Genomic DNA, 24,332 nt, shown 5'->3' with positions numbered 1-24,332 from the left:
AGAGCGCGATCGTTAACGATCGCGCTCCGAAATTCAAAATTCATTGAGAAAAACAGATTTATTGCGCGAGGATTACGCTATACTAGTTCGAGTCTGTTACGGGATGTAGCGCAGCTTGGTAGCGCGCCTGCTTTGGGAGCAGGATGCCGCAGGTTCAAATCCTGTCATCCCGATTGGTTTCAGAGTTTGGCTATAGGACTCAGCCCTAAACCAGCCCTAAAACCGAAACACAACTAAATAAGGAGAAGCGCGATATTTGAGCGTGTTCACAGCCTTAAAGGGGAATTGATACCCATTGAAACCTATGAACACCAAGACAAATACCGTCTCTTTTTGTTCATGCTAGAAACTGTTTTTAATAGCCAGAAGTCTTATAGCGCGGTTCTAACACATACTCTTGACGAAGCGCGATCGACAAATCCAAACTGAGAATCCTAACCCCCTCCCCCAGCAGCAGTGGAGGAAATCAGAGAGAACGGGGATTTAGTGATGAATTTTGAGCCAACACCTGCGCCAACGACGATCGCGGCATGGCTGATTCTGGCGGTAATACTTGGGCTAGTGACTTAGAGATTTTGGGCAGAGCGATGCGATCAGCGATCTGATGGGCTTTTTCGCTTGAGAAGCGCTCATGATTAATATGAGATCAATCTCAGTAGATACTCAGCGATGACAAAAAAGCGCCCTCGATTACTAAAAAGCACAAAAAACCTAGCGATGCTGATTGCGATGGCTGTCCGCAACGAGATGGAAGACTTTCATTGCAAATATCTGAGCGATGCACAAATGCAGGAACTCAACCCCATGATTAGAAACGCGATCGCCACCGCTCTCTACGCCGCTAGAAACTATAGCGAAGATGAAGCCTCGTATGAATGGGTGAATTTTCAACTAAGGCTGATTCCTGAATACTGGGAGGAACCTGAGTTAACCGAGGATTTTCGCAACCTTGTGAAGTCCCTTCGGCGGCGGCATCGGGAAGCGTTGCGCAAATCTTCAGGCACAGCAGGGCAACCCTAAGCCCGTTCTCTCAAGTTTGCGCCAATGGAAAAAATGACTTGATGGATTGTGAGCCTGCATCCACTGAACGACGATCGCGGCATAGCTGATTCTGGCTTAAACCCTTGGGCTGGTCACTTGAGGATTCTGGCAGAGTAGCAGGATTGACGATCGCTCGAGTCCTGAATCTACAGCACGTTTCTACACGAATGGGCAAAAATCATCCCACTGCCGTTCGATCCAGGACTGTCGGGCGAGCGAACCGACGTTCTACCTGCTCATTTACTCACACCGCCCTGGTGAATCGGCAGCTCAATGACAAATTCAGCACCCTGACCAGGGGTTGAGTGGCAGTAGAGTTTGCCCTGGTGCTTTTCCGTCACGATTTGGTAGCTAATCGCAAGCCCTAAGCCTGTTCCCTGTCCTATGGGCTTCGTGGTGTAGAAGGGGTCAAAAATACGAGTTTGAATCTCGGGAGGAATACCAATCCCATTATCTGCAATTTTGATCTGAACCCGGTCGGTTCCTGCCCGTTCTGTGGTGATGCGAATCCAAGGGGAGAAGTTAGGATTTGCGTGTAAAGCTTGAGAGGATAGCGCATCGATCGTGTTACTCAAGAGATTCATAAACACCTGATTAAGTTGATTGGCATAGCAGCTGACTAAGGGGAGATCGCCGTACTGTTTCAGGAGTTGAATTTCAGGGTGTTGTCCTGAAGCTGCTAAACGATGATTGAGGATCATCAGCGTATTCTCAATGCCTTCATGCAGGTTGACAGCTTTGAGGTCTGCCTCATCCAACCGAGAAAAGTTACGGAGTCCTTGAACAATATTGATGATGCGATCGCAGCCTGACTCCATTCCTTTCAGAACCTGCGGCAAATCTTCCATTAGAAACTCTAGCTCAGTCGTCTCTAGGTGGGCTAACACTGCCTCTCTAGGCTCAGGGAAATCGGACTGATACGCTTTGAGGAGATTCAGGAGGTCTTCAAAATGCTCCTTCGCATGAGGAAGATTGCCCGCAATAAAGGTTGCAGGATTATTAATTTCATGAGCAACCCCAGCCACCATTTGCCCTAATCCAGACATTTTTTCTGCTTGAATCAGTTGAGCCTGGGTTTGCTGGAGTCGTTGCAGCGTCGAACTCAATTCAGCTGTACGGACCTCTACTCGGTGCTCTAACTCCAAGTTCGCTGTTTTGAGTGCCGCTGCTCGACGCGAAGATTCTGTGGCAATGCTGGCAAGGTTGACCGCCGTCTTCAGAACTTCCTGATGATAGGGGGTCGGTTGGCAGGCAACTTGATGAGACAGGGCAAAGGTGCCTAAGACTTGCCCTTCAGCCGATAAGAAGGGCGATGACCAGCAGGCACGAATGCCATGACCTAGGGCAAAATCCCGAAAATTTGACCACAGTGGATCCGTGGCAATATCGTTCACAAAGACAGATTCCCCTCGATACGCAGCCGTTCCACAAGAGCCGGAACATGCACCAATCATCAACCCGTCCACCCCTTGAGCATACTTAGGTGGGAGGGTTGGAGCAGCCCCAGATCTCAAACGGTTTTCTTGGGGATCAACGACCAAAATGGAACAATAGGCACTGGGTAATTCCTGTTCCAATAATTCACACAATCGATTGAAAATTTCCTTGAGTTCGGCTCCATCAGCAATCAACTCCAACACCTGACTTTGGGTTGCGATCAGGGCTTCGGAAGCGTTTCGCTCGATCGCGGAGCCGAGAATACTGGCGACGGTTTGGAGAAAATGCACTTCGTCTTCAGAAAATTGACGAGGTTCATCAGAATACACCTCAATCGCTCCCAGCAATTGATGCCGCCCCTGAATCCTCAACACAATTCCACCCTGGCTATCTGGTGGAGATGGAAAAGGCAGATCCCGAACTGTACTACTTTGAGTGGCGTGGATGAGGAATGCACCCTCTTGTAAGAGCGGAGAGTGCGTGGGGAGATGGAACTCCGTCATTTCTGCTGTCGGCTCTCCTGAGATGAAATTCAGGCTGCAAGCTACACGCCTGAACGATTGTTGATCCGAAAGCACTCGCCAAATCGCACTGTAGGAAACTTTTAAAGTCTTTGCAATTAACTGGGCAACTTGCTCAAACAGCGAGTCTAATGCTGGAGTGGAGAGTGCCCACTGACTCAATTGGGTGATTGCCGTTTGGGGGTTAATCTCTGTGAAGACAGGTTGAGAGATTGCCAGATTTAAGTCGATTGAGGTGTCACTAGAAGAGGTGGAAAAAGAGCACATGAGGTCGATCAGAATGGGATTTTATTTTCCTTGTAAGATTCCCTCAAGACCCAGAAAAAGTGTAGCTGCAAACTGTACAAATATATTTCTTCATAGCTTGCTCTCCTAATTATCTAAAGTCCTTTACTCTCCTCCAATGAGAAAACCCGCTGCAATTTTCAGCAACGGGCACAACCTGTTTCTTGAAGGCTACTCTCTAACACAGATCGATTTGTATCGAGATCGTGTTTGCCGACACATTACCTTAAGAGGGAGGAAAGCCCAGCCCTAAGAGTTATCCGTCACAACAAGAACTCCTCGGAGCCTCCTCATTATTTATTCCACGAATTAACCCCTCGTAAACACTTGCGCCTATCGAGGGGTCTTATTTGATAATGAAAAGCTTGGGAAACGATCACCTCAAGAGGGTTAAAGATCGCATGGCGAAGTTGAAAGCTGCAGGAGCACGATCGCGCTGATTTTAATAGCTGGAAGTCTTATAGTGCGGTTCTAACACACACTTGACTAGAGATTAGAAGTCCGAGATCGACGAACTCCACGTCTGGGAACCCTAAGCCCGTTCCCTCAAGATTTGCGCCAATGGAAAATCAATGGACAGCCCGACCCTGGAAAGTAGCTCAAGGGGTTGTGATCTTATCCCTGGCTATCGTGGTTCTCGCCTTCATCTACGGCAAATTTATCCACCACCCGTTGCGGATCTGGCTGGCGGATGGGGAATGGTGCGTCAGCTTTTCTCCAGATGGATCAGGGAAAGTCCTCTACGGCTCCGAGTGCGATCGTTAGCCGGTTCGGAGATTCTGAGCAAATCCATTACTCGGTTAGATCTGATCTCCAGGTCTTCTATAGAGGGATGCAGAACCAGAATCACATATCAGGTTTTGCTGAGTCAGCTAATCTCCAATCGTTCTTTTTACCAAGATGGCGACTAACAAACCAGTCATCAGATAGCCAAGAGCAGACTCAAGCATCGCTAATCCTTGTCCCACAACTGAAGCAGCTTCAATACCACTATCAGCACTTGTAAAGGTCATGAAAGAGAAAAAGAAGCTACTCCAAAAACCGGAGTGATTGAGCGTACCTGGAATAATGCAGTACAAAGCACTAAACAGCAAAATAATGCCACTACACCATGTCAGGAATAGGGGGAAGGAACGCCCGTAGTCGCACGTAATTCTAAGAAACCCTGCAAGTCTAGGGTATTTTCGTTTTAGTGCAATAATTCTTTGCTGGCTATATGCAAAATCTTGTAATAGTTCTGATAAATTAAAATCGATTTTGTTTAATCGAACACCAATAAAGCTAGTGCTGTTGCTGTATTTGACGTTATCAATTAGAACGTCATCCATTTTTGCCCAGTTGAAGCAAGTTCCTTTGATATTCGCTTCTGATAAATAGCTGTTCATTAGGTTAGAGTTTTGCAGAATCGCATTTTCAAGATTGGCTGCAAAAAGATCAACATTACTCAAGTCGGCTCCGCTTAAGTCTTGTGCCGATAGATCAATCCCTCTTAAATCTGTGTGTCCATAATATTTACCGACGAGGTTGTCTAAAGTCTTTCTCTGATAAGCGTTGGCTTTCCATCGCTCAAGAATAATTCGTCCTTCAGGAGTTTGCCATCTTTCCTTGAGGTTCTCTGCCGATAACTTAACAGCCACGAGGTAATCCTCGTCTCCAATCTGTAGATCTACATTCGGACGAATGAAAAATTCGTTGGTGATGGATGAACTCTGCATGACGTTTGAATCAATAAACATCGACCCATTTGTTGGGATTAGCCCCAGTTAAAAAAAGATATTACTTCAACACGATCAATAGGTTATGTAAACTTCTGAAAATTATTTGCCAGTAATATCACATTAGGGCAACAGTTTTCGCTCTAATGCCCTCAAGACCGAGTGTTTTGATTCCAGCTTTGGCAATCAGCATTCCTTTAACGATCGTGCTCATTGTGGGGGGCTGTCTTGCCCATTATCCGGCGCGCGTCTGGCTAGCCGATGGATATTGGTGCGCTCGATTCTCTCGATCTGGCACAAGAACGATCCTCTACGGCTCCGAGTGCGATCGCTGAGCGTTGGGAATTCTAAACGGGCAATGCGCTGCCTTTAAACCATGAAGAAATTACTGCTTTCATCTGCGATCGTTCTCGGTCTATTTGCACCAGTTGCATCTGAGACTTTACAAATCCCAAAAAAGCGAGATCGATAATTCATCGATCTCGCTTTTTGCTGCTTACAGCCTCAACACAGAAATCGATGACATCCTGTGTTTTGAGATAGAAAGCTATTGTCCATCATTTCTTTCATTGCCTGTCGCACCTGGGGGCGGCTCCTGTGACAAGGGAGGCGAAGCAGGATAAGCTGGCTTGGAAGGTTGCGATGGCTGTTGGGACTGACCACCTTCGCTTGTCTGTGAGTTAGAGGTGTTATTTTTCGACATGGAGAACAAATTAAATGGGAGCGACAATTCTAAATTAATTTATGAACATGCGGAAAAATCGGTAGAGAAAATCAACAAAAGTATTGATAACATCACCAGCAAGTTAACAACTTTCCTTGGTTTTAGCGGGGTTTTGTTAAAGTTCGCATCAGACATGCCTAGCAACGGGGAGTTATTCTCACTCAAAGTTATTGTCACAGTTCTATTGCTTGGAACTGTTGTTTTCTGTGGGTGTGGACTTTACCCAAAAGCAGGTGGAAACAGCTTAACCACCCGCTATTTAAGGGAGAACCTGTATTACTATCCAGAAGAAGAAGTTAGAAGGCAGATTATTGACCAAAGACTGAAATCAATCGAGAGCCTTGAAGAAGTAGCGGCATTCCGAAGAATTTACCTTAACCATGCAATTTTATGCTTGATGCTAGCAGTGATCTTTTTTGGAATCAGCATAATTGTCAATGCCATCCCCTAGCTCTTCAATGGAAGCTTGATCGATGAAATTATTGATTGTCGTTGCTTCAAAAACTCAAGTAATTTCCGAATTTCCTGGAGAGAAAGAGAAGGGAAGTGGCTCTGCTGACAGATCGCTTGGACATGCTGAAATTAATCTATTCATTAGTTCACGCATCCATCCCGCCGAAGTGGCGGGATTTTTTGTTCGGGGCAGAGCGCGCGCGCTGCCTGCCTCAAACTTGTTCAGAGACTGAGTTGAGCAATTAAGTCCGATTTTTTCAATTTGGTATATCCTGCCACACCTCGCTGTTTCGCCATCTTTTTTAACTCCTGAGTTGTCAGGCTTTGCAAAATAGCGGGATCTCTAATGACATCTGGCAAGGGTTGAGGCGTTAGGTAAAAAACTTGCTTCAAAGCGTTGAGCTTTTTCCCTTTGCTAATTCCGCACTTGAGCGTTGTAACCGGATCTAAGGTCTTCCAGTACTGACGGGGCGCTTCATCAATTCGATTCGTCGCTACAGGTAGTTTGACCCCTGTAAATCCGCTACCTGGTTGTTCAATGAGATATTGCAATGCTGCTTGAATGTCATCTCTCGATGCGGTGGAGAGATTAATTTGAGGGGTCGCTTCTCTAGATAATGTTTGTGAGAGCTTAGCAGTAGCCTCACTCTCGTCTGCAATAATGCACCAAACTCTCTCCAATCCCGCAGCCTCTACGACTGCATAGACAAAGGCATTACCCACTACTTCATAGCGATCTTTGCTGGTTTCTTTGACGATCGTTGGTAGCCAGTTGCGCCCCCCTGCATCTTTCAACTGTTGTGCAGTCGCTTTGATTAGAAATTCAGGAGCATCGGTTCCTTCACCTGGATCAATGTCATCGAGATACAGATACATAAGGTTACCAATATCAGTGAAGGCACTCATTGTAGAAAGTACTCCTTTGCCAGGGCTAAATAGTAATCACGAGCGGTTTTGTCACGATAAGTTGCCGGAACGCGAGCAAATGCTGCGTTGGCGATATTCGCATAGCTTGGAACTTCAAAGATATGCAAATCTTTCTTGGTATTGGTATACCTTGGATAAAAATGGGGCATCAAATCAAACCCCTCCTTCTTTGCTTGCTTGAGGATATTAGCGATTTCGATTTGAGCTGAGGCAATTTGATGCGGGGTTGTCTTTTCCCCATTAAAAAAGACAGGTAGTGGAACAGGACTACCATCGTCTCTTGCTCTCTGGGCTTCGGGAATGAACTCCTTGATCGCCATCGCTGCGTTCTCTAGAGAAAATAGATTATTGTGTTTCGTGGGTATCAAGACCACATCCGCTGCATAAACTGCCAATTGGCTAAAGATTCGCCAATTCGGGGGAGCATCAATGAGAATGTAATCGTACTCTGACTTTAATGGTTCTAACTTTCGGCGTAAGGTATGAGGCGTAAGCAGTTGGCGCAGTTTTACTTCATCAAAATCATTCGCTGCAAATTGCTTCTCTGCGGGGATAACATCAAACTTAAGCTCTCTGCCTAATGCTTTAGAACTAACTGAGAATGACTTAATTGCTGAACAGAAATCAACATCCCTGTCTGTGAGTGCTTGAAAAACAGATCCTTCGTTTAATGCCATTCCTAAAGAGCTAGTCAGGTCTTGTTGATTCGGATCGCAGTCTACAATCAGCACCGTTTTACCAAATAGGGTGAAAATGGAGGCAAGATTAGTTGTTGTAGTTGTTTTACCAACTCCACCCTTGTTGTTGTAGACAGATATGGTCAATGCTCTTATCGGTTGTTCAATTTTCTTTCGCACCAAACCAATAACTTGGTCAATATTCTCTGCTGTAATTTCGAGGCAAGTTGTTGCTGGATGAATTACCTTCCCGTGTTTACGAAAAAGCTGAATGTGAACAGAATTAGTAATAATTCCCCACTGCACTGTTTTGCATTGAGTCCCCAGCAAATACCCCTTGAGTTGTGCAACTGTTTTCTTATAGCCTGCTGAGCCTTCAGCTAAGCTCACATCTCGTCCTTTCAGTTCAATTAAGAGGTAAGGATTCGATTTAGTGTTTACGAAACAATCATCTGAATTGTTCTTGCGAACTGCGTAGTCAACAAAAGTACCACCACCAGTATCGTATTGTGGACATACCTCTCCTGTATAAAATCCCAACGCTTCCAGAAAAGCGCGTTGTGCAAAGTTGAAATCAACAATTGCCTCTGGGGCCCCGTCTGGAAGGCTATGTAGGGCTTGTTGCAGGCTTGTAGATGACATAAGCATAAAAGATAGAACGACTGTCTTCCTTGAGGTGACTACCAAGAATTGTTTACGTAAAACCTCTTGAGGCTCCGGAATAATTATTGCTATTCGCAGACATATTACGTATAAATTTTATCTTAATTAACGCTGAAAATACTTAGGATTGTATAAGCTCTGTAAAGCTGGTAGTCCAAACATCACCTAGGCGCAGAGGGTTAAGGGATCTAACCGACGCGACGCTTTTCCGATCGTCCTTCTCAAAATTCAGTACGATTGTTCTAATGAGTTTTTGAAAAATCAAATGAACGATCGTGTTTGTGTTCCCAGTGGTCGAACTGGAACGATCGTCGAGCAGAGTGCAAACTGCCCGATCGTCCTGATTGAATTCGATGATGGATCAAAGTCTTGGATGCCCACGCGAATTGTGCAGCCTGCGCCTGTGGATCGCAGAAGGAAGAGAGTACAATCGCACTAAAGCAGCGCTTACGATATGCCCAATGAGCGGTCCTTAATTGGTCCTTGATTGGTCCTTAATTGGTGCTTCAAGACGTGCAAAATGGAACGGTCGGATCTTCAAGGGGTGAGAAAACAGCACTTTTGAGATATTAAAGGATCTCAAAAGTGCTTCGCGAGATCCCCTTGGTTCCAATTCCCAAGTGAGAGAAAAAATACCTTATGCCACGCGACGGATATCCAACCACGATCGTCTCTCCCGATATGCTGCAAAAGTTGTCGATCGTTCCTCGTCTCGCTGCTGCCCACGGTAAAGGCTTCACATTGATCGACGGCTCTGAGATTAAATATTTTGCGATCGCAGATTTGACAGAACTCCCTAGCCGCTTCGACGTGGCGATGAGCTACGATCCTCGGCAAGAAGTTCTTTTAATCAACGATCGAAATCTCTCTAAATGTTCTTGGATGCTGGTGAAGTTGGAGCAGCAGAGCCGATGGGTTTGGGAGAATTCGATTACAGAACGATCGAGAAAAACGATCAAAGTTTGAAGTTGTAGCAAAATGCGACAACTTCAAATTCCCCGGAAAGCTCAACGATGATTGCTGAAGAACGATCGGGGATGCCGTCTACGAAAAATCTTTCTAGTTCTCCACCCGCAAACTCTTACTCCATCAGCGGTCTATCCGTTTGGTAGGCTTTTGTCCCCCACTTGTGGAGATGCTGTCGTCCGGCATTGGGAAGCTTCAAGCGCGTAGTACTCAACAATGATCGCAAGCGCACGATCGGGAATGCCCTTTTGGGCGAAATCTGCCAGTTCTGCACTCTCGAATCCAGCATCCATCAGCATTCTAGCCAATTTTGAGGGTTTCTCTTCTGCACTGGTTGAGAGGCTGTAACGGATGGAGTCTTAATCAACCCCAACAATTCTTGCCGCCCCACGAATGGTGCATCGTCCGACTCCTTTGGCATCGACGGTTAATTCAGAGACGATCGATTCGGTTGGATCTGGTTCGGCATGAAGCTGAATGTAAGTCCGAATCCCGATCGAGCTAAATGCAAGAACAGTCGATCTCGCTTTTGCCGTACAATTCCGACCTGCTTCAAATCCGTAGTAAGTCGCAATGATCGCGATCGCTGTATCTGGAATGCCATCTTGAGCGAAACGGGCTAGGCTATCACCTGTGAAGCCAGCATCCATAAGCATTTGAGACAGTTTTGAGGGGGTTAGCCTATCACCCTGAAAATGCTCGGTTAATGTGGGTTGAGACACCCCAACCATTCGCGCAACCCCTCGGATGGTCGATCGTCCGACTCCGTTGGCATCGACGGTTAATTCAGAGACGATCGACCCTGTTGATTCTGATTCGGTATGAAGCTGGAACACCCACACTGACTATTTTTCATGATCTGACAAGAAATCCCTATCCTCTTTCAGTTCAGGGACGATCGTTGATGCCTCCTGACTCTCCATTTCAGTCTTGCCCCTGAAATGGTTTTCCGGAGACTGGATTGTATAACGTCAGATTTTCTGACGTTTAACTAACTCAAGGGGGAGGGAGAAGACAGCTTGACTATCACTGATTTCGGCTTTTTTCCAGCGATTTCGGCTCGTGGTCTGCCCCGGTAGCTTCCCGGAGCCGGGAAAAAATGCTGACCAACTGGATTTCCCGCATTCCCTCAGTTTGCAGCGATGGCGAAAAATCCTGAATTGTACCGCCGCTTAGATTCCAAAACATGGGATTTCCCCACATTTAGCTGAGTTGATACCGATCGTTCCCCAAATACTCGACTCCAAGTTTCTGAGCCAGCCAAAATTCATGTACCCAGCCGTGCGGAGCGGACGATCGCCAATTCTGGGAGAGATTGAAACGATTGAGTAATTCCGCCTCAGTCAAGATTTCCTCAACCTTCGGGGAAGATCCACTCACCTCGACGGGTAAAGAGGTTTTCCCGCCACGGGAATCCCCGTAACGGCGATCGTTCAAAACCTTCTCGCCGACTACCAGATTTTCTGGCAGTAAATTCAGAGCCTTTTCCGAGGAGACTCGGAAATCTCTAACTACCGGAATCGCGGTAGTTGATTTTTGCAATTCCTCAACGATCGTCCGCAGTTCTTGAATCTGTTGCTCGATCGTGGTCATTCGACTCGTCGGTAAGTCCGCAGACTCAATGCCCAAATATTGCTCGATCGCGATTTGAATCACTTGGCTGGAGGTGCAATCCATCGATCGCGCAGTCGAATCGATTTCGTCTTTTAGCGCGATCGGCACTCGACACCCAACCATTACTTTTTTCTCACTCATGTTTATTGCGGCTCATCGTCTCATTTAAGACCCATCTGATAACAATGATAACCGCGTTTTCGCAATAGCAGAGGGTCATTGTCAATAAGCAGGGTAAAGCGCGACTGATTTCAGAAATGAGCCTGAATATCCCATTCTGTCGTTGTCGTTTCATAGGAATCGACAATAAAATAGAGCAAGTTGTTTCGAGTAACAGTCTCATGCCCAAAGTGAATGGAAAAGGACAAGCGGCAATTCTGACCAATGATCAGATCGATGCGGTGATTAGTCTCTGTAGGAAGCCATATTGCTATGTGGTTGCGATCGCGTCCTTCACTGGTTGCCGAATGGGTGAGGCACTTCGACTTAGAGCAGAGAACCTAAATTTGGCAGAGAAGATAATTACCTTGACAAATACAAAGACGGGTCGAGCGCGGGAAATCGAAATGCACCCAGAGTTAGTGAAGATTCTCACTGGTGCAAATCTGCCGACAAAAGGCTATCTATTCCCGTCGAACCGTAGCGCAGGTTATATCACTCGCCAAGCGTTGGACAAGGAACTAAGAGAAGTCTGTGAGGCTTTGGAATTGCGCGGCGTTGGAACACATTCATTTCGTCGATCGCTGGCTACGTCGCTGCATGGCAAAGGTGTTCCGATCAAGACGATCGCAAGCATCACGGGGCATGAGTCATTGAATGAACTCTCTCGGTATCTGGAGGTCACACCAGAGCAACGGCGATATGCGATCATGCAGTTGCGTTAGCGTTGCGAGACATTGCTCCAGTGATCATATGTTTTGCTCAGACTTGAGCAAAACACCCACTTACCAGGGGCGGTAAGTGGCTGCTGTTCAGCAGTTGGGCTGGTAAGGGATTTTTCCACGTAAATGTGGAAAAACGGACAGCACGGACGTTTCGCGATTCCTGATCCGATCGTCCTCCTCCCGCTCCCAGTTTTACTGCGTCGGCTTTTGCGACACACTCTTTTCTATTCATGCAATGTTGCAGTAGTCGATCGCCCTATAAAACTCAATACTCCAAATCTCGAAGCTTGTGAAGAATAATGACGTTCCCACTATCAGTTCGCAGAAACGTCACGTTATTAACGCTCCTCTGAATTGCGGGCTTCTGGTCAACTTTGTAGTTGCTTCTAGTTGCAAAATTTCCACTGACGCGAGTTTGAACTCCATCTCGCCATTTGATAGTGAAATAAGTCATTCCTTGACCGGAACTGCCTTCAACTTCGCATGTGTCATCAATTTGTTCCTTGCCATCAGCGCTGACAAAGTGACACTCCGCAAGCATTCTCCAGCTACGGGCATGAGCAGGGGATTGAGTGACAAACAAGAGAATTGCAGTAAGAGAACCAAATATGCTGAGCTTCATCTAATTGGACTGTAACATTGCTCACTTAGGTTATCTGCTCTCAAGATGCCAATCAATCGGTTTCACTAAATTTTGATAAGTAGTCCTGTTATCTTTCCCATGTAGACGTGCATATAGTCCCTAGTTCGAGTAACGTCGCGCTACACTGCCACAAGTTTTAACTGCTCATCCCATTATCAGTATTATGTGGAGCCGATTTCAGAGCGCTTGCAACCAAATGCACATCAAATTTTAAGAAAAGGCACAAGAGGAAGATTTTTATATTTGCGGGTTTTGACTGTGTTCTCGTTCCCGCCCGCTCAGTGATCACCCCTAATTTTGATCACAGGCGCGATCGCTTCTAGAAAGCGAGAATCCTTGAGCCAGTCTCAGCTTTGAGATATTGAGAAATCATAAAGTTCTTAACGTTCCATAGTTTTTGTGAAGTTCATAAGAACTATCAGTATTTTCTCGTAAATCCAAAAGAATCTTGTATAGATTACGTGCAACCACTGCCATTTGGTTTTGAATTTCATGGTTGCTTATCAGTTTCTTTCAAAGACGTACACAGATGTTTTAGGACGCGCACCCGATGCAGGTGGCTGGAATTATTGGCAGGGTGAGATCGAGCGCGATCGCTCCTTGGATCAAGTTAGAAGAGTTGGAGCATCCTTTTTTACCGGAGATGAGTTCTTAGGTAAGGGCTACAACACTAAGGATCGATTAGCGGTTCTCTACAGAGTTGCTTTATCCCGAGAAGCCGATCTAGGGGGCGTTAACTATTGGGCATCTCAAGTTGATTCTGGTGTGCGCTCATTCTCTGATGTGGTCTTTAATTTCTTTTGGGGTGAAGAGTTTAACTCGATCGGCTCCATGTATACCCAAGGAAAATATGAGTTTCGCGGGGGCACTCCGTATCGACCGGAAATAAGTCAGCCTGCCTACAGGATTGGGGTCAAGCGAAGCTCAAATAGCTATGAATGGTCAGATGGACCTCAAGGAGTCCAAATCACAAACAGCAAGCAACTACAAGCTCTTTTGAATTCGTCTAGAGTCGGGACAAGAATTATGCTACCTCAAAGGAGTTTGATCGAAGTGACTGAAACGATCGTTACTCCTTGGGGGGTCAGTATCTATACCGATGGTGCAACATTTCCTGATGAATATCAGAAAATGGCGCGGTTTGTGAGATCTCCATCTTTTACTGATGGAGCTATGATCGCCGTCTCTGAAGCATCAAGCCTTAATTTTGTATGGGTTGATGGGCAACGCAGCAAAATCAATGAACCCAACTTCAAGCCGCAAAACATCAATGTTGGGTTGCTTGGGGGGATGGGGTCATCCATCATATCTAGCCGAGTTGAGAGGGCTATGGGTTTCAGCCATATCACGATCGGGGGTGGTGCTGTAGGGCTTCCTCCTGCTTATTCGGTTGTGAGAGGTAACTTCGTTGATGGAACCTTTAGTAATTTTTCTTCTCAATGGTCCGATGGCATCTCGATCGGTGGGGAAGTCGTAGATGTTAGGTTTAATACCGTCATCAATATGACAGATGTTGGAATTGTCTCGTTTGTCGGCAATAAATCCGTTCAAAAGCGTCAAGACAGCGGCATCAGATACAATACTGTCTTGAATCTCTCCAACAATGCCTATGGGGGAATTGTGAGTGATGGGGTGTTTAACCTTGCGGGAGTCGGGACGGCTCCAGGGAGTTACGCAGGTTATGCACAAGATTTACAATTTTCTAGCAATACGCTATGGACAAGTAACAGCGCTTTTATGGCGATCGCTCTCTCTATTGGAACCCGAGCATGGTTTGGGAGTGCTTCACAAACTATTAATGGATCAACTTTCAAAGACAATACAAGTAACGGACAACCTTTGAGAGTTGGGACGGGAATTGTGGTGTCTGGGGCGATTAATGTGACCGTACAAGGGAACCAGGGGCTTAATTTTGTGTTTGCCCCTGAAGCCAAGAAAGAACTTCCCAGACTACCGTTTGTTGCATCAATCTCCAGCCGATATGCCTCGTTTAAGGAAGTAGACATGGAATGGGTCGATATGATGATGGATAGCGCGATCGTGGATTAGAAAGTCACGGAGCCAGAGAAAGTAACGGCTGTTCAGCAGTTGGGCTGGTAAGAGAGCTTTCATCACAAATCATGAAAAACGTCGGTGCTGTCCGTTTCTCGGCTCCTGATCCGATCGCCCAACTCTTTGCCCTACAGCCATTCCCCCAATTTGAGGAATGCAGACAGAGATTGAGCATGGGAGAACGATCGAGCAGTTGGAACGCAGATTGAAGTAACTCAATGCGATTCTCACTCCCAACTAGGGTGAGGTACGATCGTGCAAACATCTCTAACCGCTTGGGGCTAAGCTCTGGGCGGTTTTTCGATTGCAAAAATGGTACTCACATCGACACCCAAACCGTATGCTCAGAGGAATTTCGGCGCAACCTGTCTCATTGGTCAATTCAGTTATTAACGGTGAGTTTCGCATTAATCAGCGTGGCGCAACTAGCTATTCATTTGTTGATGGAGCTTACACGCTCGATCGTTGGCAAATCTTGATGAATGCGAGTGGCGGCACAAATCCAACCGGATCTGTTTCACAGCAATCATTTTCACCGGGGCAACCGGAAGTCCCATATGAACCGAGCAACTACCTTAGAATTGCAAACACCTCTCAAGGTTCATCGCTCGGTGTAGGGTCATATTGGGTTTTATCACAGTCGATCGAGTCAGTTAGAACATTCGCTGGTCAAACGATTACAGTTAGATTTTGGGCGAGATCGTCGATTGCAAGCAAAACGATCGGCGTGAATTTGCTCCAAAACTTCGGCACAGGAGGAAGCCCGGTTGTTCCGGGGGCAGGGCAACTTGTTACTCTGTCTTCGACTTGGCAGCAATTCTCGATGACGTTTGTTGTTCCATCCATCGCCAGCAAAACGATCGGCACTGATGACTGTTTGAGGCTTCAATTCTGGTTACAGGCAGGAAGTAGCGTCGCATCCCAAGCAGGCGCAGCAATTTCATGGGGTGGAACAGGGACGATCGACATAGCCAACGTTGTAGCGATGCCTGGACTATCACTGCCCTCACGGATTGAACCAAGACTGGTTTCGCAAGAACTGGATTTATGTCAGAGATACTATGAGGAAATCCAAGTAACCGCTGATGGGTATCTGCTGGCTGGAACCCCGATTAATGTATTCATCCCGTTCAAGCAGAATAAGCGGGTTGGCAATCCGCTTTGCACTCAAAACCCTAGCACTGCCTCAAATATTAATCTCAACGCGATTTTCCCTAACAATTCCACTGCTGCATATAATGCGACTATTCCTGCGACTGGCGTATACTCACTGGTCACAATCATTAAAGTGAGTGCAGAATTTTAGCCATTTACAAATAGAAGAACCGGGACGATCAGAACGATCGTCCCGATTTTGTTTGTTTGAATTTGGGGATTTACAAAATTTGTAAGTGGCTCAATTTCCAAGATGTGCGATTTCTTCCGTCAGTCTGGCGGTGTCTAAAACTGCTGCCATTTGCGCGGAAAACAATGCTTCTTTCAAGGATGGAAACAAACGATCGAAATAATCCGATCCAGCATAACTTTCCCAAGCAACGCAGCGAATAAACTCAGAGTAAGAAGGAGCGATCGTTAGTCCAAAACTGCAATTATCGAGGTTAATTTCGCAAAGAATCCCTGTGCTGTTGAAGTTGGGATTGAAGCCACGATCGAGTAATTCATTCAAGATTTCTGAAAGTTTCATGGTTGAATTTTCTCCTTGTTTTTTTAGTTGTGATGCTGCAAGGCGGATCGCTTTCACTGATAGTTTCAATGAACGATCGTAACCGCCTCTGATCCACGAGACAGACGAGACAAAATCACGAGACAAATCTCGCGAGACAGACGAGACAACCACGAGACAAGGTGTCTCGCCCTTTTTTGCCACCCCTCAGAATTCCGTCTCGTGTCTCGTGAGAGAAAGCTAACTGTTAATTGAAAGGTCAAGCATTGCCGTAAATATTTCGGCTTCACTATCGCAAGTTGTTACATACTCCGCCATGACAAACGGTGGCTCTTTTCGTCCTTTTGTCTTATATCTAGCAGGGAATTGAATCGGGTTGTTCTTTACTCTCCAGATGTGACCGCAGTAGGGAAAGTATTCGCCCTTTTCTGGCTTAAAGTTAAAGCCTAAAAGGTATTGTCCTCTGACTTTAGAAACCTCGATCGCGCTCAAATGCTCTGCAACTTCATCAGGTAAATATAGATGACACAATACCCAGAATCTAGGTTGTTTGATTTTGAAGGTTCGACTCTGCTGAGTTGCTTTAACAACTTCTTGAAATTCCACGTTTCATGCTCCTAGAAATCGTACTCTTCGGTATTGGGTGCATTGGGTGTGATCGAGTACTTACCCTCTGATTCGATCAAGAATTGAGCCGTTACCAAAACATCCAAAACAGTTTTGATTTTCTCGGTCGGTAAGCTTGAATCATCCTTGAGCCGTCGAATTGATTTACGAATTTCGTATGGGGCAAACGACTTGTCTGAGCGTGCTGCTAACCAATCCACGATCGTCGAAGCAACCTCGATTGATTTTGGCTTCCACTGAGGGAAAGCTGCCTGAATCTTTGGCAAAAGTGAATCAGTCTCGCATACCGATTCTTCAACCTCATGACTTGAAGCTTGTGGTTCTTCAGACTCCATTCGATACATCCGATCAAGGGCTTCTGGAGTAGACGCGATCGGCGGTTTTTCCCTCAACTTCTGATTTGCCAATTCAAGTAGAGCCGCAATCTCGGCAACCTTACTGTCGATAATGCAGGGACGATCGTATGTGGAAATGTCCAGCTTCAGATCCTGCGCCTGCTTCTCTGCAAATCCTTTGAGGTAGACGTAGCTGAGGTTGTCTCGTAGACTACCTTCTCCCTCAATTCCGAGTGTCTTCACTTCTTGCCCTTGAGCCAACAGAATCAGGCGAACTTTGCTTGTCCTGCCTGCTCGAATGATGAATTTCAGATCCTTGACCACATCAAGCTTTAGATCGTTGCAACCAGCAACAAACGTAGGGACTTCATCCAGAATCACGTTGATCGGCAGAAAGTCTTCTTTCCCGGTCTGGTTCATCTCAGCTTCCCTGTCCTTAACCAATTTCGATAGTCCCCCAATATTCGCCGCGATCGTTGCAAAGTCATAGGGCACGCCGATCACCTGCATCCCGATAAAGTCTTTCGGCTTCTTCTTGGGAGTAATCACGATCGTCGATCCATTCAAGAATCGCCCCAAATACTCAGCCAGAAAGCTCTTACCTGCTCCAGTCTTGCCCAGCATGAGCAAGTGAGGGAAGTCATCATAAGCAGTGTTGAGCAAGGTCCAATCGAACAGCTTTGATTCAGGAGAGACGATCGGGATTGTGAACGGTTGCGCGGATGTTGCGGGAACTTCCACGGCTCCGAGCCTGGTTTGATTCCCGATGGGAGCGGGTGAGGCTTGCGGTAGTTCAACTCGTGGTGCGGATGGCTCCGACGATTGATAGAGCGTATCGAATCTGAAGTCTTGCGCTTCAGAAACAATTTGCCGTCCCAAGTTCTCCGCCTCACATTTACGATTCACAATCTCTTGAAAACTTCGGACGATATCATGATCAAGCTCATCACTCACGCCTAGCGCTGCCCGTGATTGATGGTGTGCGGTAAAACTGCCTAGAAGTTCGTCATAACACTCGATTAAGGCTTCCTTGGGCAATCCTCGCTTAGTGAGCGCGTAGATCAGTTTGAGCAATTCAGGGCAGGACTTGAGCAGTAAGTACTCAGACTCCCTCGTGGTTTGTTCTTTCGCTGATTGTTGAGCCAGTAGAAAGCTATAACCAGCCGCAATGATTGGAAGCGCTGCTACAATTCCCACGCCCATCGTCGCCCCAACTAAAAGCCCAACACCCGCGCCGATCGCCGTAGCGCCGTAGCAAGTGTTTTTGCTCATCGTTGCGGAACGGTCTAAATCTCTCACCCACGGACGTAGGTTCTGTACGGCTTGCTCTGGCGACATGCCAAGTTCTAAAACCATGTGACCAAAGACTGACTCTTCGGCATCAGGATAAGTTTTGTCGATCGCGCTTTTTCCGTAACGGGATAAGCTAGACATCGTTCTTGCACCTCGTAGGGTAAAAGGACAAAAGCGATCGCGTCCGGGCAAAGGTGCGATCGCATTTTTGATTGAGTTATTTCGATTCAGCTTGAGAACGCAGAATGCGCTTTTGAATCCGGTACTTCTGAGACTCACGCGCTGTTAGGCGTTTCTTTTGAGCCTGGATGCCAAAGCGATAGCCCATCTCACATCCACCGATCGCCATTGCAGCCGCAATCAATCCGGGAATGTGTAAAACGCCGTTGAGAATGAGCGGGAAGGTTGCGAAGGCGAAGCCAGATTCCAGGAAGTAGAGCGCATAACGGAGCATTTCAGACTCACGATCGGCTTTATCATGAGCGCGCCGTGCCCAAGCCTTCGCTTTCGGCAGCAATGTGGGCGAGTCTTGCGTTTCCTTGGGGTTAACAAATCTCTGTAACCCCAGCTTGAAGGCGAGAGCATCGGCTAAATCTGGATCGAGCTTGTAAATGACGGGTTCAATCTGCTTCCACTGGATGAACAACGCGATCGCGCTTCCGGTGATGATACCAACGCCCAAACCTACCGGGATTCCCGCGATATTGAGCGATTGAGCCATCACAGGAGCAAGCCATTTAGAATAGCCGACCATTGAAACAGCGACCGACATTCCCGCGAATCCATAGCCTGCAATCATCCAGAGATTCTTGTCCAATGCAATTTGCATCAAGCCTTGGGCAAGATCGCCCAACATGGCTAACGGTGAAGCGCTTGGTGGGTTCGATTTCGCGTTGAAATCCTTGAATTCTGGACTGTTTTTGTCAACCTCACGATCACCCGTGACTACTTTCGGGTGAGGGGTGCGGTTTTCTTGGGAATTGCGTAGCGCCATTAAATGAGTCCTCGTTGTTTCAAGATTTGGTTTACCTTCTCGATCGGCGCTTGCTTAATGCTGCTTACCGTTCCCGCCTCATCCACGATCGCTGTGATGCCAGATTTGGAGCAAAGCTTTGTCCCTTCTGGTAGCAATCTAGAATCCTTTCTCATCTTTGGGTCGTAGAACACTTTGCCGCCTTCGACTAACGGGAATTTCTCGTTAATCAGTACGCATCGCTCTGCCCGTTTGAGGGCAATTTGCTCATTCCTGATAGTCTGCTCGTCGCTGAGGGCAATAGACTGCTCTGCCTGCTCTGTAGCTGTTCTGCGCTCGTCATTTGCGGATTGGTATCGGTAGCCGTGCCACAGAGCAGGAAAGGAGCAGAGGGCAAGGACAGCGCTAGCCACAAATGGTCTGTACTTTGGATGAAATTCTAGTAGGCTCATTTCGACCTCCGTTGCTCGATTCGTTGAACTTCATCCGGTCGGATTGTGTTGTTTTTAATCCGGTCGGATGGTTCGGTTGCTGGACGATCGGCGGGTACTTCAAAGCCTTTAATCGGTTCGATTTGCGGCTTATGGCTGACAGACTGACAGCCTTGGATGATTGCGCCTAACGAGATTGCGATCGTGAGACATTGAATGAAAAAACGTGTCATTTCGCCCTCCGTTGCTCGATCGCGGGAATATCAATCTTGAGTCGAACACCCTGGTCACGTATCCAGTAGCCAGCGATGAAAGCGATTAGGACGAACACGATCGTCATCATTCCTCCCACGCTAGAGCCGTCGTCACGGTGATAGTTCATGGATCGATATCCTCATAAGTGTTTCCAAGCGTTGCTAATCGTTGCCAGAGTGCAGGTGAAAGCTCAAACCATCGAACCGTGTCGTCTTCATCTTCTGAAAATCCGTACCATTGCCCATCTTCGGAATGCAGGAAAGCTTCTAATTCGAGGGCATCAGCTAACTTTCCTGCATATTCCGCCGTGAGATTGCCGGGACAAATATCTGATCTAGAAGCGATCGAAATATGCCAAAGGCTCACGGTTTAATCCTCCGGGATTAGGTTTTCTAAATCATTGGCAAGGTCTTCAATCAGGAATTGCAGATCAGGTAACTCGTCTTCATCCAAGCCTGAATTCTCGACGATGCTACGAATCTGCTGCATTGTTGCTTTCACACGCTCTGAAGCCATATGTTCGAGCGGGTGTGGGATGAATTCGTCTTTGAGGTCAATCATTGAATTAACCAAGCAATGACTGCCCAACACTGAATTGGGTCTGTCAGAGTCGATAAGCTTTCCAGCGCAAACAGCATCGGATCGTTTGCCGATTCGTTTTCCATTGAGGTTTCAACGCCATCCCCGATCGCGTCTGAAACGCTTGTCCAGAAATCATCTTGAAGCCCGGACTTCAACCCCCAAGCATGAACCCCAAGCACTGCAACTAATGCCGCTTGATCGTTGTCAGACAGTTTGCAGTTGCCCGCTGAATCCTCAAATCGTTCTGCGAATTCCTTGATTTCGGGAATGTCGTAATCTCCGCCGTAATAGCCAATTGATTGAGTCATAATTGAAAAATCCTCAAGTGATTTGTGGGTAGTGCCGTCCGTTAGTTGGTAGCTGGGGACGGCATTTTAATTAGCGTTTCTGGTCAAACTGAGTAATCGCTGGTCGATCGTTTGGAATTTGATTGACTTCGAGTGATCGAACATACGCTGCATGGCGCATTGCGACGAACAGAATGAAGCCCATAACCGCAATTCCGGTTAAGCGCGACTTAAGTTTTTTCGACATAATGAAAGAACCTCGATAGTAGGGGGAGTGAGCCGATCGTTTTCCTTGTCACAGGCTGGACGATCGGCTTTTTGATGTTAGAGATTGCGATCTGCGAGTCGTTTCGGAAATTCGGCACTTCTAGAAATTTCTCGCATCCGATCAAGTGTTTCGAGTTCGTCCGCTGGCAGTGTTTTGAGTTTGGTTTCAAGCACTGCTGTGATTCGAGCTAAGCAAACGATGGTGTCCAGTCGAGAAATTTGCTCAGCCTGCTTCCGAACAGTCATGAATTTGTCAGAGCGTTTTAGCTCGATCGCATCGCCAGAAATGAGCGATCTGCCAATATCAGAAATTAGGAAACTTAAATCGACGAAGCTACCTTTGAGCAGTGAATCACCGCCGTAGAAGGCAGAAACAGCTTTGAACAGTTCGGACATAGTTATTTCTCCGTGTGATATTTACTAAGCAGAGAAGAGAAGGCTGATTGTCAGATCAACATACTCACCGTTGACTAAGAGCCGCGCTCGCTCGCATTGCTCTGCGGCTGGATGAGTGGACTGCACAGCCCGGATGATCGGTTGTAAGTTGTGAGCCGCACTGCCTGTATGTCCTGGCTTCGGATCAATGACGATCGTGCTGTTGTCGATGTGGAAATTAACGTTTTCGAGAACCATGATTGAGAGTCCTAAACATGTGTTTTGCGACTCGTCTAACTGAGCATCTTGGGGAACTATTCGATCTACCAATCAACATCATTCAGCATTTTCTGATTCCCAAATTTTGTAAATTCAGTCTCATCAAAGCTGCGGTAGAAGCACGATCGTATTTCGCAAGCAGGTGCGGATTGTGCCCGATGGTTACGTTGAGCAACGATCGTGGTTGTCGTTTGATTCTGAGCCGATGATTAATCAGCATGGTTCGATAACTCGGTTCAGTGCTGATTCAACCTGCTGAGCGGTGGCTTTCTCTGCCTCTCGATCTGCTGCAATATTCGCCAGAATCGACAGAGTTCGCAGTGCATCAATTTTGCTCTCTGGCGTGACCTCGACGGAAAGGTTAACCCCGTCCTTATCGCGAGAAAGATAGATTTTTGAACCTCGAAAAACGCCGTTATAGTCAGATTGCCTGAAGTTCGACAAGCAATCTGAAATCAATTTGGACAGTTGATCTTCGGTAGCATTTTGCAAGTTTCGTCCATAAATCTGAGCGATCGCGGTTGTTAATTTCGACTTATAAGCAGTGATTGAACGCATGAAGTTCTCCTTAGATTGAGCGAAGTGATTGAGCTAAATTCGGCTTAGATTCAGATGAAGCCGTTGCCTGTACTGGCTTTTCAGCGTTTTGAGCGGTATTCGCCTTGTACTCTTGAGTACTGCTACTCACTGAATCGGTTTTAGGCAGAATTAAGTCTGTTTTGAGTGAGTACTGCCCAGTACTGCCCAGTACTGATGTGATGATGTGCGATGCTGCATCATCGAGTGAGCAAAACTCACCAGTACTCACCAGTACTTGCAGTTTTGATAATGCGGTGGCAGTCAACACTACCGAGTTTTTTCGTTGCGCCATTTTTCCCCCTAGACGCGACTTAGAAAGTGATAGTAAGAACCTCTTACACTCGCTGTCTGAGCATCACCGTCTACCCAGAAATTCGGGTTAGCGCGGCGCAATCTTTCTCTTAGAAGCGCGGCTCCTCCACCTGAAAATAGAATCTGCTCTGCCTGAGCCAAACTCGATTCATGCTGAGCGAACACCATGCCAATCACATCGTCTTTCCAGCGTTCCAAATGACGAGTCTTGATCAAATCCCATTGTTGAGAATCAAGCTTTGCGATTTTGCCCTGCTTCAGTGCGATCGCAATCTGACTATCTCGCACCTGCTTAGGGGTATCAGTCGTTCCGAGTAAGGCAGATCTCACTTCGTCATCAGACGCAATCGCAGATGCCAGATTGAACACCCCAAACTGAATCGGCTCACCTTTAATCGGCTCACCTGCATCGTTGACTAACCAAACCTCGGTTGTGCGATAACCAATCTCGATCGTCAGACTGTAGCCAGAGTTCAATTGCCCCAGTTCAGACGCTAACCAGTAAGCGCCTACGCCTTCGGGAACTAAATCAACTGAATCGACGATGACATCAATATCGCGCCCGTTGCGGGTGAATTGATGCCGCCCTAAAGTCTGCTTTTCGATCCGGCGTTGAATCTCAGGATCGAAGTAACTGTGATGACTCATGACAATGCGGAGATGCCCGTCATGTGCCCCGCCGTTGTCATCCTCTCGGAGCAACGGATACAGCAAGAATCGCGCAATCTCTGACTTGTCCTTTCCGAGTGTTGCGATCGATTGATGCTCTCCTAATGCGGGAATTTCACCAAACCAAACTAAGCCATCATCTTGGGTTTGAATTTGCGGGCTGGACTGAGTTCCTTTCCCGCGAGAAACACGATCTACAGTATGCGTCCAAGCAGAATGGACGATAAGTGGTTCGCGATCTCCCTCTCCGTAGCGCTTGCCTTGAGAATTGCTGATTTCGATACTGATTAACTTTGGCTGAGTTCCCGTTTGAGAATTGAGCGTTTTCAGTTCAGTCAATGGGGTCATTTGATGCTCCTAATTGTGAATGGATGAATGTGGCTCTAGACAAGTACTAGAGCCACTTGAACTATGCAAAAAGTAGATACTCTTTAAGCCGATTTCCGGTTACTTCCCGCGCTGGTTTCAACTTTCCATCTGGGTACAATTCCCACGGTTTTTGATTGCAGCAGGGACAGAATTTAGGTGCATTCTTGAGCTTTTTAAGATGTCTCTCAAGTTTGCGATTCCCTCGCCATACTCGAACCACGGTGAACTTGATACCTCGCTGTTTTGCCGCGCGAATTAGCGCTACGCCGGATGTGCCAGCAAGATGATCCGAAATACGATCGCTCAGTGAATCGGTAAAGCCAACATAATGCTGAGTTGTGTGATTGGGGCTGATGCGATCGTGGAAGTGCAGTAGATAAACCACGTTGCACCGCCTAGAACGGAATGAGGCTTGCTACTTTGCAAGCTTTTCT

General features: G+C 46.8%; 36 protein-coding genes and 1 tRNA gene. 11 read left to right on the top strand and 26 right to left on the bottom strand.

Annotation, left to right across the window (positions count from 1 at the left end; translation table 11 throughout):
- The first annotated feature begins 99 nt into the window (after window positions 1–99).
- Both OU814_RS18495 and OU814_RS18490 read left to right on the top strand, forming a co-directional pair.
- Window positions 100–173, top strand: a tRNA-Pro gene (locus tag OU814_RS18495).
- A gap of 544 nt (window positions 174–717) precedes the next feature.
- Window positions 718–1,020 carry a hypothetical protein gene (locus tag OU814_RS18490; RefSeq protein ID WP_268184659.1) on the top strand — a complete coding sequence of 101 codons (303 nt, stop codon included), beginning with the start codon at window positions 718–720 and terminating at the stop codon, window positions 1,018–1,020.
- A 257-nt stretch (window positions 1,021–1,277) separates the two neighbouring features.
- Here OU814_RS18490 and OU814_RS18485 read toward each other — a convergent pair whose 3' ends face one another.
- Complete coding sequence (locus tag OU814_RS18485; RefSeq protein ID WP_268184658.1) at window positions 1,278–3,266, bottom strand: GAF domain-containing protein; 1,989 nt, start codon at window positions 3,264–3,266, stop codon at window positions 1,278–1,280.
- A 579-nt stretch (window positions 3,267–3,845) separates the two neighbouring features.
- Here OU814_RS18485 and OU814_RS18480 point away from each other — a divergent pair.
- Window positions 3,846–4,049: a hypothetical protein gene (locus OU814_RS18480; RefSeq protein WP_268184657.1), complete on the top strand. Its 204-nt coding sequence runs from the start codon at window positions 3,846–3,848 to the stop codon at window positions 4,047–4,049.
- A gap of 107 nt (window positions 4,050–4,156) precedes the next feature.
- On the opposite strand, the gene OU814_RS18475 is transcribed toward OU814_RS18480, so the two are convergent.
- Window positions 4,157–5,020 carry a pentapeptide repeat-containing protein gene (locus OU814_RS18475; RefSeq protein WP_268184656.1) on the bottom strand — a complete coding sequence of 288 codons (864 nt, stop codon included), beginning with the start codon at window positions 5,018–5,020 and terminating at the stop codon, window positions 4,157–4,159.
- A gap of 125 nt (window positions 5,021–5,145) precedes the next feature.
- Between OU814_RS18475 and OU814_RS18470 the strand changes: the two genes are divergently transcribed.
- The 3 genes from OU814_RS18470 to OU814_RS18460 all read left to right on the top strand — a co-directional run bounded on the left by OU814_RS18470 (window position 5,146) and on the right by OU814_RS18460 (window position 6,409).
- On the top strand, window positions 5,146–5,334 hold the full coding sequence (locus OU814_RS18470; RefSeq protein ID WP_268184655.1) for a hypothetical protein: 189 nt from the start codon (window positions 5,146–5,148) through the stop codon (window positions 5,332–5,334).
- A gap of 366 nt (window positions 5,335–5,700) precedes the next feature.
- Window positions 5,701–6,174 carry a hypothetical protein gene (locus OU814_RS18465; RefSeq protein ID WP_268184654.1) on the top strand — a complete coding sequence of 158 codons (474 nt, stop codon included), beginning with the start codon at window positions 5,701–5,703 and terminating at the stop codon, window positions 6,172–6,174.
- A 22-nt stretch (window positions 6,175–6,196) separates the two neighbouring features.
- Window positions 6,197–6,409 (top strand): hypothetical protein, encoded by a 213-nt coding sequence (locus OU814_RS18460; RefSeq protein WP_268184653.1) that lies wholly within the window; start codon window positions 6,197–6,199, stop codon window positions 6,407–6,409.
- Here OU814_RS18460 and OU814_RS18455 read toward each other — a convergent pair.
- A complete protein-coding gene (locus OU814_RS18455; RefSeq protein WP_268184652.1) occupies window positions 6,399–7,082 on the bottom strand; it encodes a Rho termination factor N-terminal domain-containing protein in 684 nt (227 codons plus the stop codon). The two genes, OU814_RS18460 and OU814_RS18455, sit on opposite strands and share 11 nt — an antisense overlap.
- Window positions 7,079–8,422 carry an AAA family ATPase gene (locus OU814_RS18450; protein WP_268184651.1) on the bottom strand — a complete coding sequence of 448 codons (1,344 nt, stop codon included), beginning with the start codon at window positions 8,420–8,422 and terminating at the stop codon, window positions 7,079–7,081. The genes OU814_RS18455 and OU814_RS18450 overlap by 4 nt, the downstream gene beginning before the upstream one ends.
- 286 nt (window positions 8,423–8,708) lie before the next feature.
- Here OU814_RS18450 and OU814_RS18445 point away from each other — a divergent pair, with 286 nt between their 5' ends.
- Both OU814_RS18445 and OU814_RS18440 read left to right on the top strand, forming a co-directional pair.
- Window positions 8,709–8,882 carry a hypothetical protein gene (locus tag OU814_RS18445; protein WP_268184650.1) on the top strand — a complete coding sequence of 58 codons (174 nt, stop codon included), beginning with the start codon at window positions 8,709–8,711 and terminating at the stop codon, window positions 8,880–8,882.
- A gap of 200 nt (window positions 8,883–9,082) precedes the next feature.
- Window positions 9,083–9,409 (top strand): hypothetical protein, encoded by a 327-nt coding sequence (locus OU814_RS18440; RefSeq protein ID WP_268184649.1) that lies wholly within the window; start codon window positions 9,083–9,085, stop codon window positions 9,407–9,409.
- Window positions 9,410–9,540: 131 nt separating this feature from the next.
- Here OU814_RS18440 and OU814_RS18435 read toward each other — a convergent pair whose 3' ends face one another.
- From OU814_RS18435 to OU814_RS18420, 4 genes are all read right to left on the bottom strand, one after another.
- Complete coding sequence (locus tag OU814_RS18435; protein ID WP_268184648.1) at window positions 9,541–9,702, bottom strand: hypothetical protein; 162 nt, start codon at window positions 9,700–9,702, stop codon at window positions 9,541–9,543.
- A 66-nt stretch (window positions 9,703–9,768) separates the two neighbouring features.
- The gene (locus OU814_RS18430) at window positions 9,769–10,245 is read right to left on the bottom strand and encodes a hypothetical protein (RefSeq protein WP_268184647.1); all 477 of its coding nucleotides are present in this window, start codon (window positions 10,243–10,245) and stop codon (window positions 9,769–9,771) included.
- Window positions 10,246–10,435: 190 nt separating this feature from the next.
- The gene (locus tag OU814_RS18425) at window positions 10,436–10,597 is read right to left on the bottom strand and encodes a hypothetical protein (RefSeq protein ID WP_268184646.1); all 162 of its coding nucleotides are present in this window, start codon (window positions 10,595–10,597) and stop codon (window positions 10,436–10,438) included.
- Between the two features lie 15 nt (window positions 10,598–10,612).
- Window positions 10,613–11,164: a hypothetical protein gene (locus OU814_RS18420; RefSeq protein WP_268184645.1), complete on the bottom strand. Its 552-nt coding sequence runs from the start codon at window positions 11,162–11,164 to the stop codon at window positions 10,613–10,615.
- A 200-nt stretch (window positions 11,165–11,364) separates the two neighbouring features.
- Between OU814_RS18420 and OU814_RS18415 the strand changes: the two genes are divergently transcribed.
- Both OU814_RS18415 and OU814_RS18410 read left to right on the top strand, forming a co-directional pair.
- Window positions 11,365–11,907, top strand: a complete 543-nt coding sequence (locus OU814_RS18415) for a tyrosine-type recombinase/integrase (protein WP_268184644.1) — start codon at window positions 11,365–11,367, stop codon at window positions 11,905–11,907.
- Between the two features lie 1,135 nt (window positions 11,908–13,042).
- The gene (locus OU814_RS18410; protein WP_268184643.1) at window positions 13,043–14,599 is read left to right on the top strand and encodes a DUF4214 domain-containing protein; all 1,557 of its coding nucleotides are present in this window, start codon (window positions 13,043–13,045) and stop codon (window positions 14,597–14,599) included.
- A 4-nt stretch (window positions 14,600–14,603) separates the two neighbouring features.
- Here OU814_RS18410 and OU814_RS18405 read toward each other — a convergent pair whose 3' ends face one another.
- Entirely contained in the window at window positions 14,604–14,912 is a 309-nt protein-coding gene (locus tag OU814_RS18405; RefSeq protein ID WP_268184642.1) for a hypothetical protein, read from the bottom strand.
- 30 nt (window positions 14,913–14,942) lie between these two features.
- On the opposite strand from OU814_RS18405, the gene OU814_RS18400 reads away from it, so the two are divergent.
- Window positions 14,943–15,908 carry a hypothetical protein gene (locus tag OU814_RS18400; RefSeq protein WP_268184641.1) on the top strand — a complete coding sequence of 322 codons (966 nt, stop codon included), beginning with the start codon at window positions 14,943–14,945 and terminating at the stop codon, window positions 15,906–15,908.
- 90 nt (window positions 15,909–15,998) lie between these two features.
- Here the strand turns inward: OU814_RS18400 and OU814_RS18395 are convergent, their stop codons facing one another.
- The 17 genes from OU814_RS18395 to OU814_RS18315 form a co-directional block, all read right to left on the bottom strand.
- Window positions 15,999–16,286 (bottom strand): hypothetical protein, encoded by a 288-nt coding sequence (locus OU814_RS18395; RefSeq protein WP_268184640.1) that lies wholly within the window; start codon window positions 16,284–16,286, stop codon window positions 15,999–16,001.
- 219 nt (window positions 16,287–16,505) lie between these two features.
- Window positions 16,506–16,871: a hypothetical protein gene (locus OU814_RS18390; RefSeq protein WP_268184639.1), complete on the bottom strand. Its 366-nt coding sequence runs from the start codon at window positions 16,869–16,871 to the stop codon at window positions 16,506–16,508.
- Between the two features lie 11 nt (window positions 16,872–16,882).
- Window positions 16,883–18,799, bottom strand: a complete 1,917-nt coding sequence (locus tag OU814_RS18385; RefSeq protein ID WP_268184638.1) for a hypothetical protein — start codon at window positions 18,797–18,799, stop codon at window positions 16,883–16,885.
- Entirely contained in the window at window positions 18,738–19,514 is a 777-nt protein-coding gene (locus OU814_RS18380) for a hypothetical protein (RefSeq protein WP_268184637.1), read from the bottom strand. The genes OU814_RS18385 and OU814_RS18380 overlap by 62 nt, the downstream gene beginning before the upstream one ends.
- Entirely contained in the window at window positions 19,514–19,945 is a 432-nt protein-coding gene (locus tag OU814_RS18375; protein WP_268184636.1) for a hypothetical protein, read from the bottom strand. Before OU814_RS18375 ends, OU814_RS18380 begins: the two co-directional genes overlap by 1 nt.
- On the bottom strand, window positions 19,942–20,157 hold the full coding sequence (locus tag OU814_RS18370) for a hypothetical protein (protein ID WP_268184635.1): 216 nt from the start codon (window positions 20,155–20,157) through the stop codon (window positions 19,942–19,944). Before OU814_RS18370 ends, OU814_RS18375 begins: the two co-directional genes overlap by 4 nt.
- Window positions 20,154–20,306, bottom strand: a complete 153-nt coding sequence (locus OU814_RS18365; protein WP_268184634.1) for a hypothetical protein — start codon at window positions 20,304–20,306, stop codon at window positions 20,154–20,156. The genes OU814_RS18370 and OU814_RS18365 overlap by 4 nt, the downstream gene beginning before the upstream one ends.
- Entirely contained in the window at window positions 20,303–20,545 is a 243-nt protein-coding gene (locus tag OU814_RS18360) for a hypothetical protein (protein WP_268184633.1), read from the bottom strand. The genes OU814_RS18365 and OU814_RS18360 overlap by 4 nt, the downstream gene beginning before the upstream one ends.
- Window positions 20,546–20,548: 3 nt before the next feature.
- On the bottom strand, window positions 20,549–20,740 hold the full coding sequence (locus tag OU814_RS18355; protein WP_268184632.1) for a hypothetical protein: 192 nt from the start codon (window positions 20,738–20,740) through the stop codon (window positions 20,549–20,551).
- Window positions 20,737–21,069: a hypothetical protein gene (locus tag OU814_RS18350; protein WP_268184631.1), complete on the bottom strand. Its 333-nt coding sequence runs from the start codon at window positions 21,067–21,069 to the stop codon at window positions 20,737–20,739. The genes OU814_RS18355 and OU814_RS18350 overlap by 4 nt, the downstream gene beginning before the upstream one ends.
- A gap of 70 nt (window positions 21,070–21,139) precedes the next feature.
- The gene (locus tag OU814_RS18345) at window positions 21,140–21,295 is read right to left on the bottom strand and encodes a hypothetical protein (protein WP_268184630.1); all 156 of its coding nucleotides are present in this window, start codon (window positions 21,293–21,295) and stop codon (window positions 21,140–21,142) included.
- A 77-nt stretch (window positions 21,296–21,372) separates the two neighbouring features.
- Window positions 21,373–21,711 carry a hypothetical protein gene (locus OU814_RS18340; protein ID WP_268184629.1) on the bottom strand — a complete coding sequence of 113 codons (339 nt, stop codon included), beginning with the start codon at window positions 21,709–21,711 and terminating at the stop codon, window positions 21,373–21,375.
- A gap of 24 nt (window positions 21,712–21,735) precedes the next feature.
- Window positions 21,736–21,948 (bottom strand): hypothetical protein, encoded by a 213-nt coding sequence (locus tag OU814_RS18335; RefSeq protein WP_268184628.1) that lies wholly within the window; start codon window positions 21,946–21,948, stop codon window positions 21,736–21,738.
- 234 nt (window positions 21,949–22,182) lie between these two features.
- Window positions 22,183–22,527 carry a hypothetical protein gene (locus OU814_RS18330; RefSeq protein ID WP_268184627.1) on the bottom strand — a complete coding sequence of 115 codons (345 nt, stop codon included), beginning with the start codon at window positions 22,525–22,527 and terminating at the stop codon, window positions 22,183–22,185.
- A 10-nt stretch (window positions 22,528–22,537) separates the two neighbouring features.
- The gene (locus OU814_RS18325; RefSeq protein WP_268184626.1) at window positions 22,538–22,840 is read right to left on the bottom strand and encodes a hypothetical protein; all 303 of its coding nucleotides are present in this window, start codon (window positions 22,838–22,840) and stop codon (window positions 22,538–22,540) included.
- An 8-nt stretch (window positions 22,841–22,848) separates the two neighbouring features.
- Complete coding sequence (locus OU814_RS18320; protein WP_268184625.1) at window positions 22,849–23,877, bottom strand: ParM/StbA family protein; 1,029 nt, start codon at window positions 23,875–23,877, stop codon at window positions 22,849–22,851.
- 61 nt (window positions 23,878–23,938) lie between these two features.
- Entirely contained in the window at window positions 23,939–24,283 is a 345-nt protein-coding gene (locus OU814_RS18315; RefSeq protein ID WP_268184624.1) for a GIY-YIG nuclease family protein, read from the bottom strand.
- Window positions 24,284–24,332 lie beyond the last annotated feature (49 nt).

The sequence above is a fragment of the Leptolyngbya sp. GGD genome, assembly GCF_026735145.1.
GTDB lineage: Bacteria > Cyanobacteriota > Cyanobacteriia > Leptolyngbyales > Leptolyngbyaceae > Leptolyngbya > Leptolyngbya boryana.
This window is presented reverse-complemented; position numbering and strand designations above follow the sequence as displayed.

Coding starts and splice junctions, on each gene's coding strand:
- OU814_RS18320 (WP_268184625.1), bottom strand. CDS start 23,877: ATGACCCCATTGACTGAACTGAAAACGCTCAATTCTCAAACGGGAACT.
- OU814_RS18350 (WP_268184631.1), bottom strand. CDS start 21,069: ATGACTCAATCAATTGGCTATTACGGCGGAGATTACGACATTCCCGAA.
- OU814_RS18370 (WP_268184635.1), bottom strand. CDS start 20,157: ATGACACGTTTTTTCATTCAATGTCTCACGATCGCAATCTCGTTAGGC.
- OU814_RS18475 (WP_268184656.1), bottom strand. CDS start 5,020: ATGTTTATTGATTCAAACGTCATGCAGAGTTCATCCATCACCAACGAA.
- OU814_RS18395 (WP_268184640.1), bottom strand. CDS start 16,286: ATGAAACTTTCAGAAATCTTGAATGAATTACTCGATCGTGGCTTCAAT.
- OU814_RS18365 (WP_268184634.1), bottom strand. CDS start 20,306: ATGAACTATCACCGTGACGACGGCTCTAGCGTGGGAGGAATGATGACG.
- OU814_RS18490 (WP_268184659.1), top strand. CDS start 718: ATGCTGATTGCGATGGCTGTCCGCAACGAGATGGAAGACTTTCATTGC.
- OU814_RS18450 (WP_268184651.1), bottom strand. CDS start 8,422: ATGTCATCTACAAGCCTGCAACAAGCCCTACATAGCCTTCCAGACGGG.
- OU814_RS18380 (WP_268184637.1), bottom strand. CDS start 19,514: ATGGCGCTACGCAATTCCCAAGAAAACCGCACCCCTCACCCGAAAGTA.
- OU814_RS18445 (WP_268184650.1), top strand. CDS start 8,709: ATGAACGATCGTGTTTGTGTTCCCAGTGGTCGAACTGGAACGATCGTC.
- OU814_RS18325 (WP_268184626.1), bottom strand. CDS start 22,840: ATGGCGCAACGAAAAAACTCGGTAGTGTTGACTGCCACCGCATTATCA.
- OU814_RS18330 (WP_268184627.1), bottom strand. CDS start 22,527: ATGCGTTCAATCACTGCTTATAAGTCGAAATTAACAACCGCGATCGCT.
- OU814_RS18460 (WP_268184653.1), top strand. CDS start 6,197: ATGAAATTATTGATTGTCGTTGCTTCAAAAACTCAAGTAATTTCCGAA.
- OU814_RS18425 (WP_268184646.1), bottom strand. CDS start 10,597: ATGTTTTGGAATCTAAGCGGCGGTACAATTCAGGATTTTTCGCCATCG.
- OU814_RS18415 (WP_268184644.1), top strand. CDS start 11,365: ATGCCCAAAGTGAATGGAAAAGGACAAGCGGCAATTCTGACCAATGAT.
- OU814_RS18345 (WP_268184630.1), bottom strand. CDS start 21,295: ATGTCGAAAAAACTTAAGTCGCGCTTAACCGGAATTGCGGTTATGGGC.
- OU814_RS18355 (WP_268184632.1), bottom strand. CDS start 20,740: ATGATTGACCTCAAAGACGAATTCATCCCACACCCGCTCGAACATATG.
- OU814_RS18375 (WP_268184636.1), bottom strand. CDS start 19,945: ATGAGCCTACTAGAATTTCATCCAAAGTACAGACCATTTGTGGCTAGC.
- OU814_RS18465 (WP_268184654.1), top strand. CDS start 5,701: ATGGAGAACAAATTAAATGGGAGCGACAATTCTAAATTAATTTATGAA.
- OU814_RS18435 (WP_268184648.1), bottom strand. CDS start 9,702: ATGGATGCTGGATTCGAGAGTGCAGAACTGGCAGATTTCGCCCAAAAG.
- OU814_RS18340 (WP_268184629.1), bottom strand. CDS start 21,711: ATGTCCGAACTGTTCAAAGCTGTTTCTGCCTTCTACGGCGGTGATTCA.
- OU814_RS18455 (WP_268184652.1), bottom strand. CDS start 7,082: ATGAGTGCCTTCACTGATATTGGTAACCTTATGTATCTGTATCTCGAT.
- OU814_RS18420 (WP_268184645.1), bottom strand. CDS start 11,164: ATGAGTGAGAAAAAAGTAATGGTTGGGTGTCGAGTGCCGATCGCGCTA.
- OU814_RS18410 (WP_268184643.1), top strand. CDS start 13,043: ATGGTTGCTTATCAGTTTCTTTCAAAGACGTACACAGATGTTTTAGGA.
- OU814_RS18485 (WP_268184658.1), bottom strand. CDS start 3,266: ATGTGCTCTTTTTCCACCTCTTCTAGTGACACCTCAATCGACTTAAAT.
- OU814_RS18335 (WP_268184628.1), bottom strand. CDS start 21,948: ATGGTTCTCGAAAACGTTAATTTCCACATCGACAACAGCACGATCGTC.
- OU814_RS18470 (WP_268184655.1), top strand. CDS start 5,146: ATGCCCTCAAGACCGAGTGTTTTGATTCCAGCTTTGGCAATCAGCATT.
- OU814_RS18440 (WP_268184649.1), top strand. CDS start 9,083: ATGCCACGCGACGGATATCCAACCACGATCGTCTCTCCCGATATGCTG.
- OU814_RS18400 (WP_268184641.1), top strand. CDS start 14,943: ATGCTCAGAGGAATTTCGGCGCAACCTGTCTCATTGGTCAATTCAGTT.
- OU814_RS18480 (WP_268184657.1), top strand. CDS start 3,846: ATGGAAAATCAATGGACAGCCCGACCCTGGAAAGTAGCTCAAGGGGTT.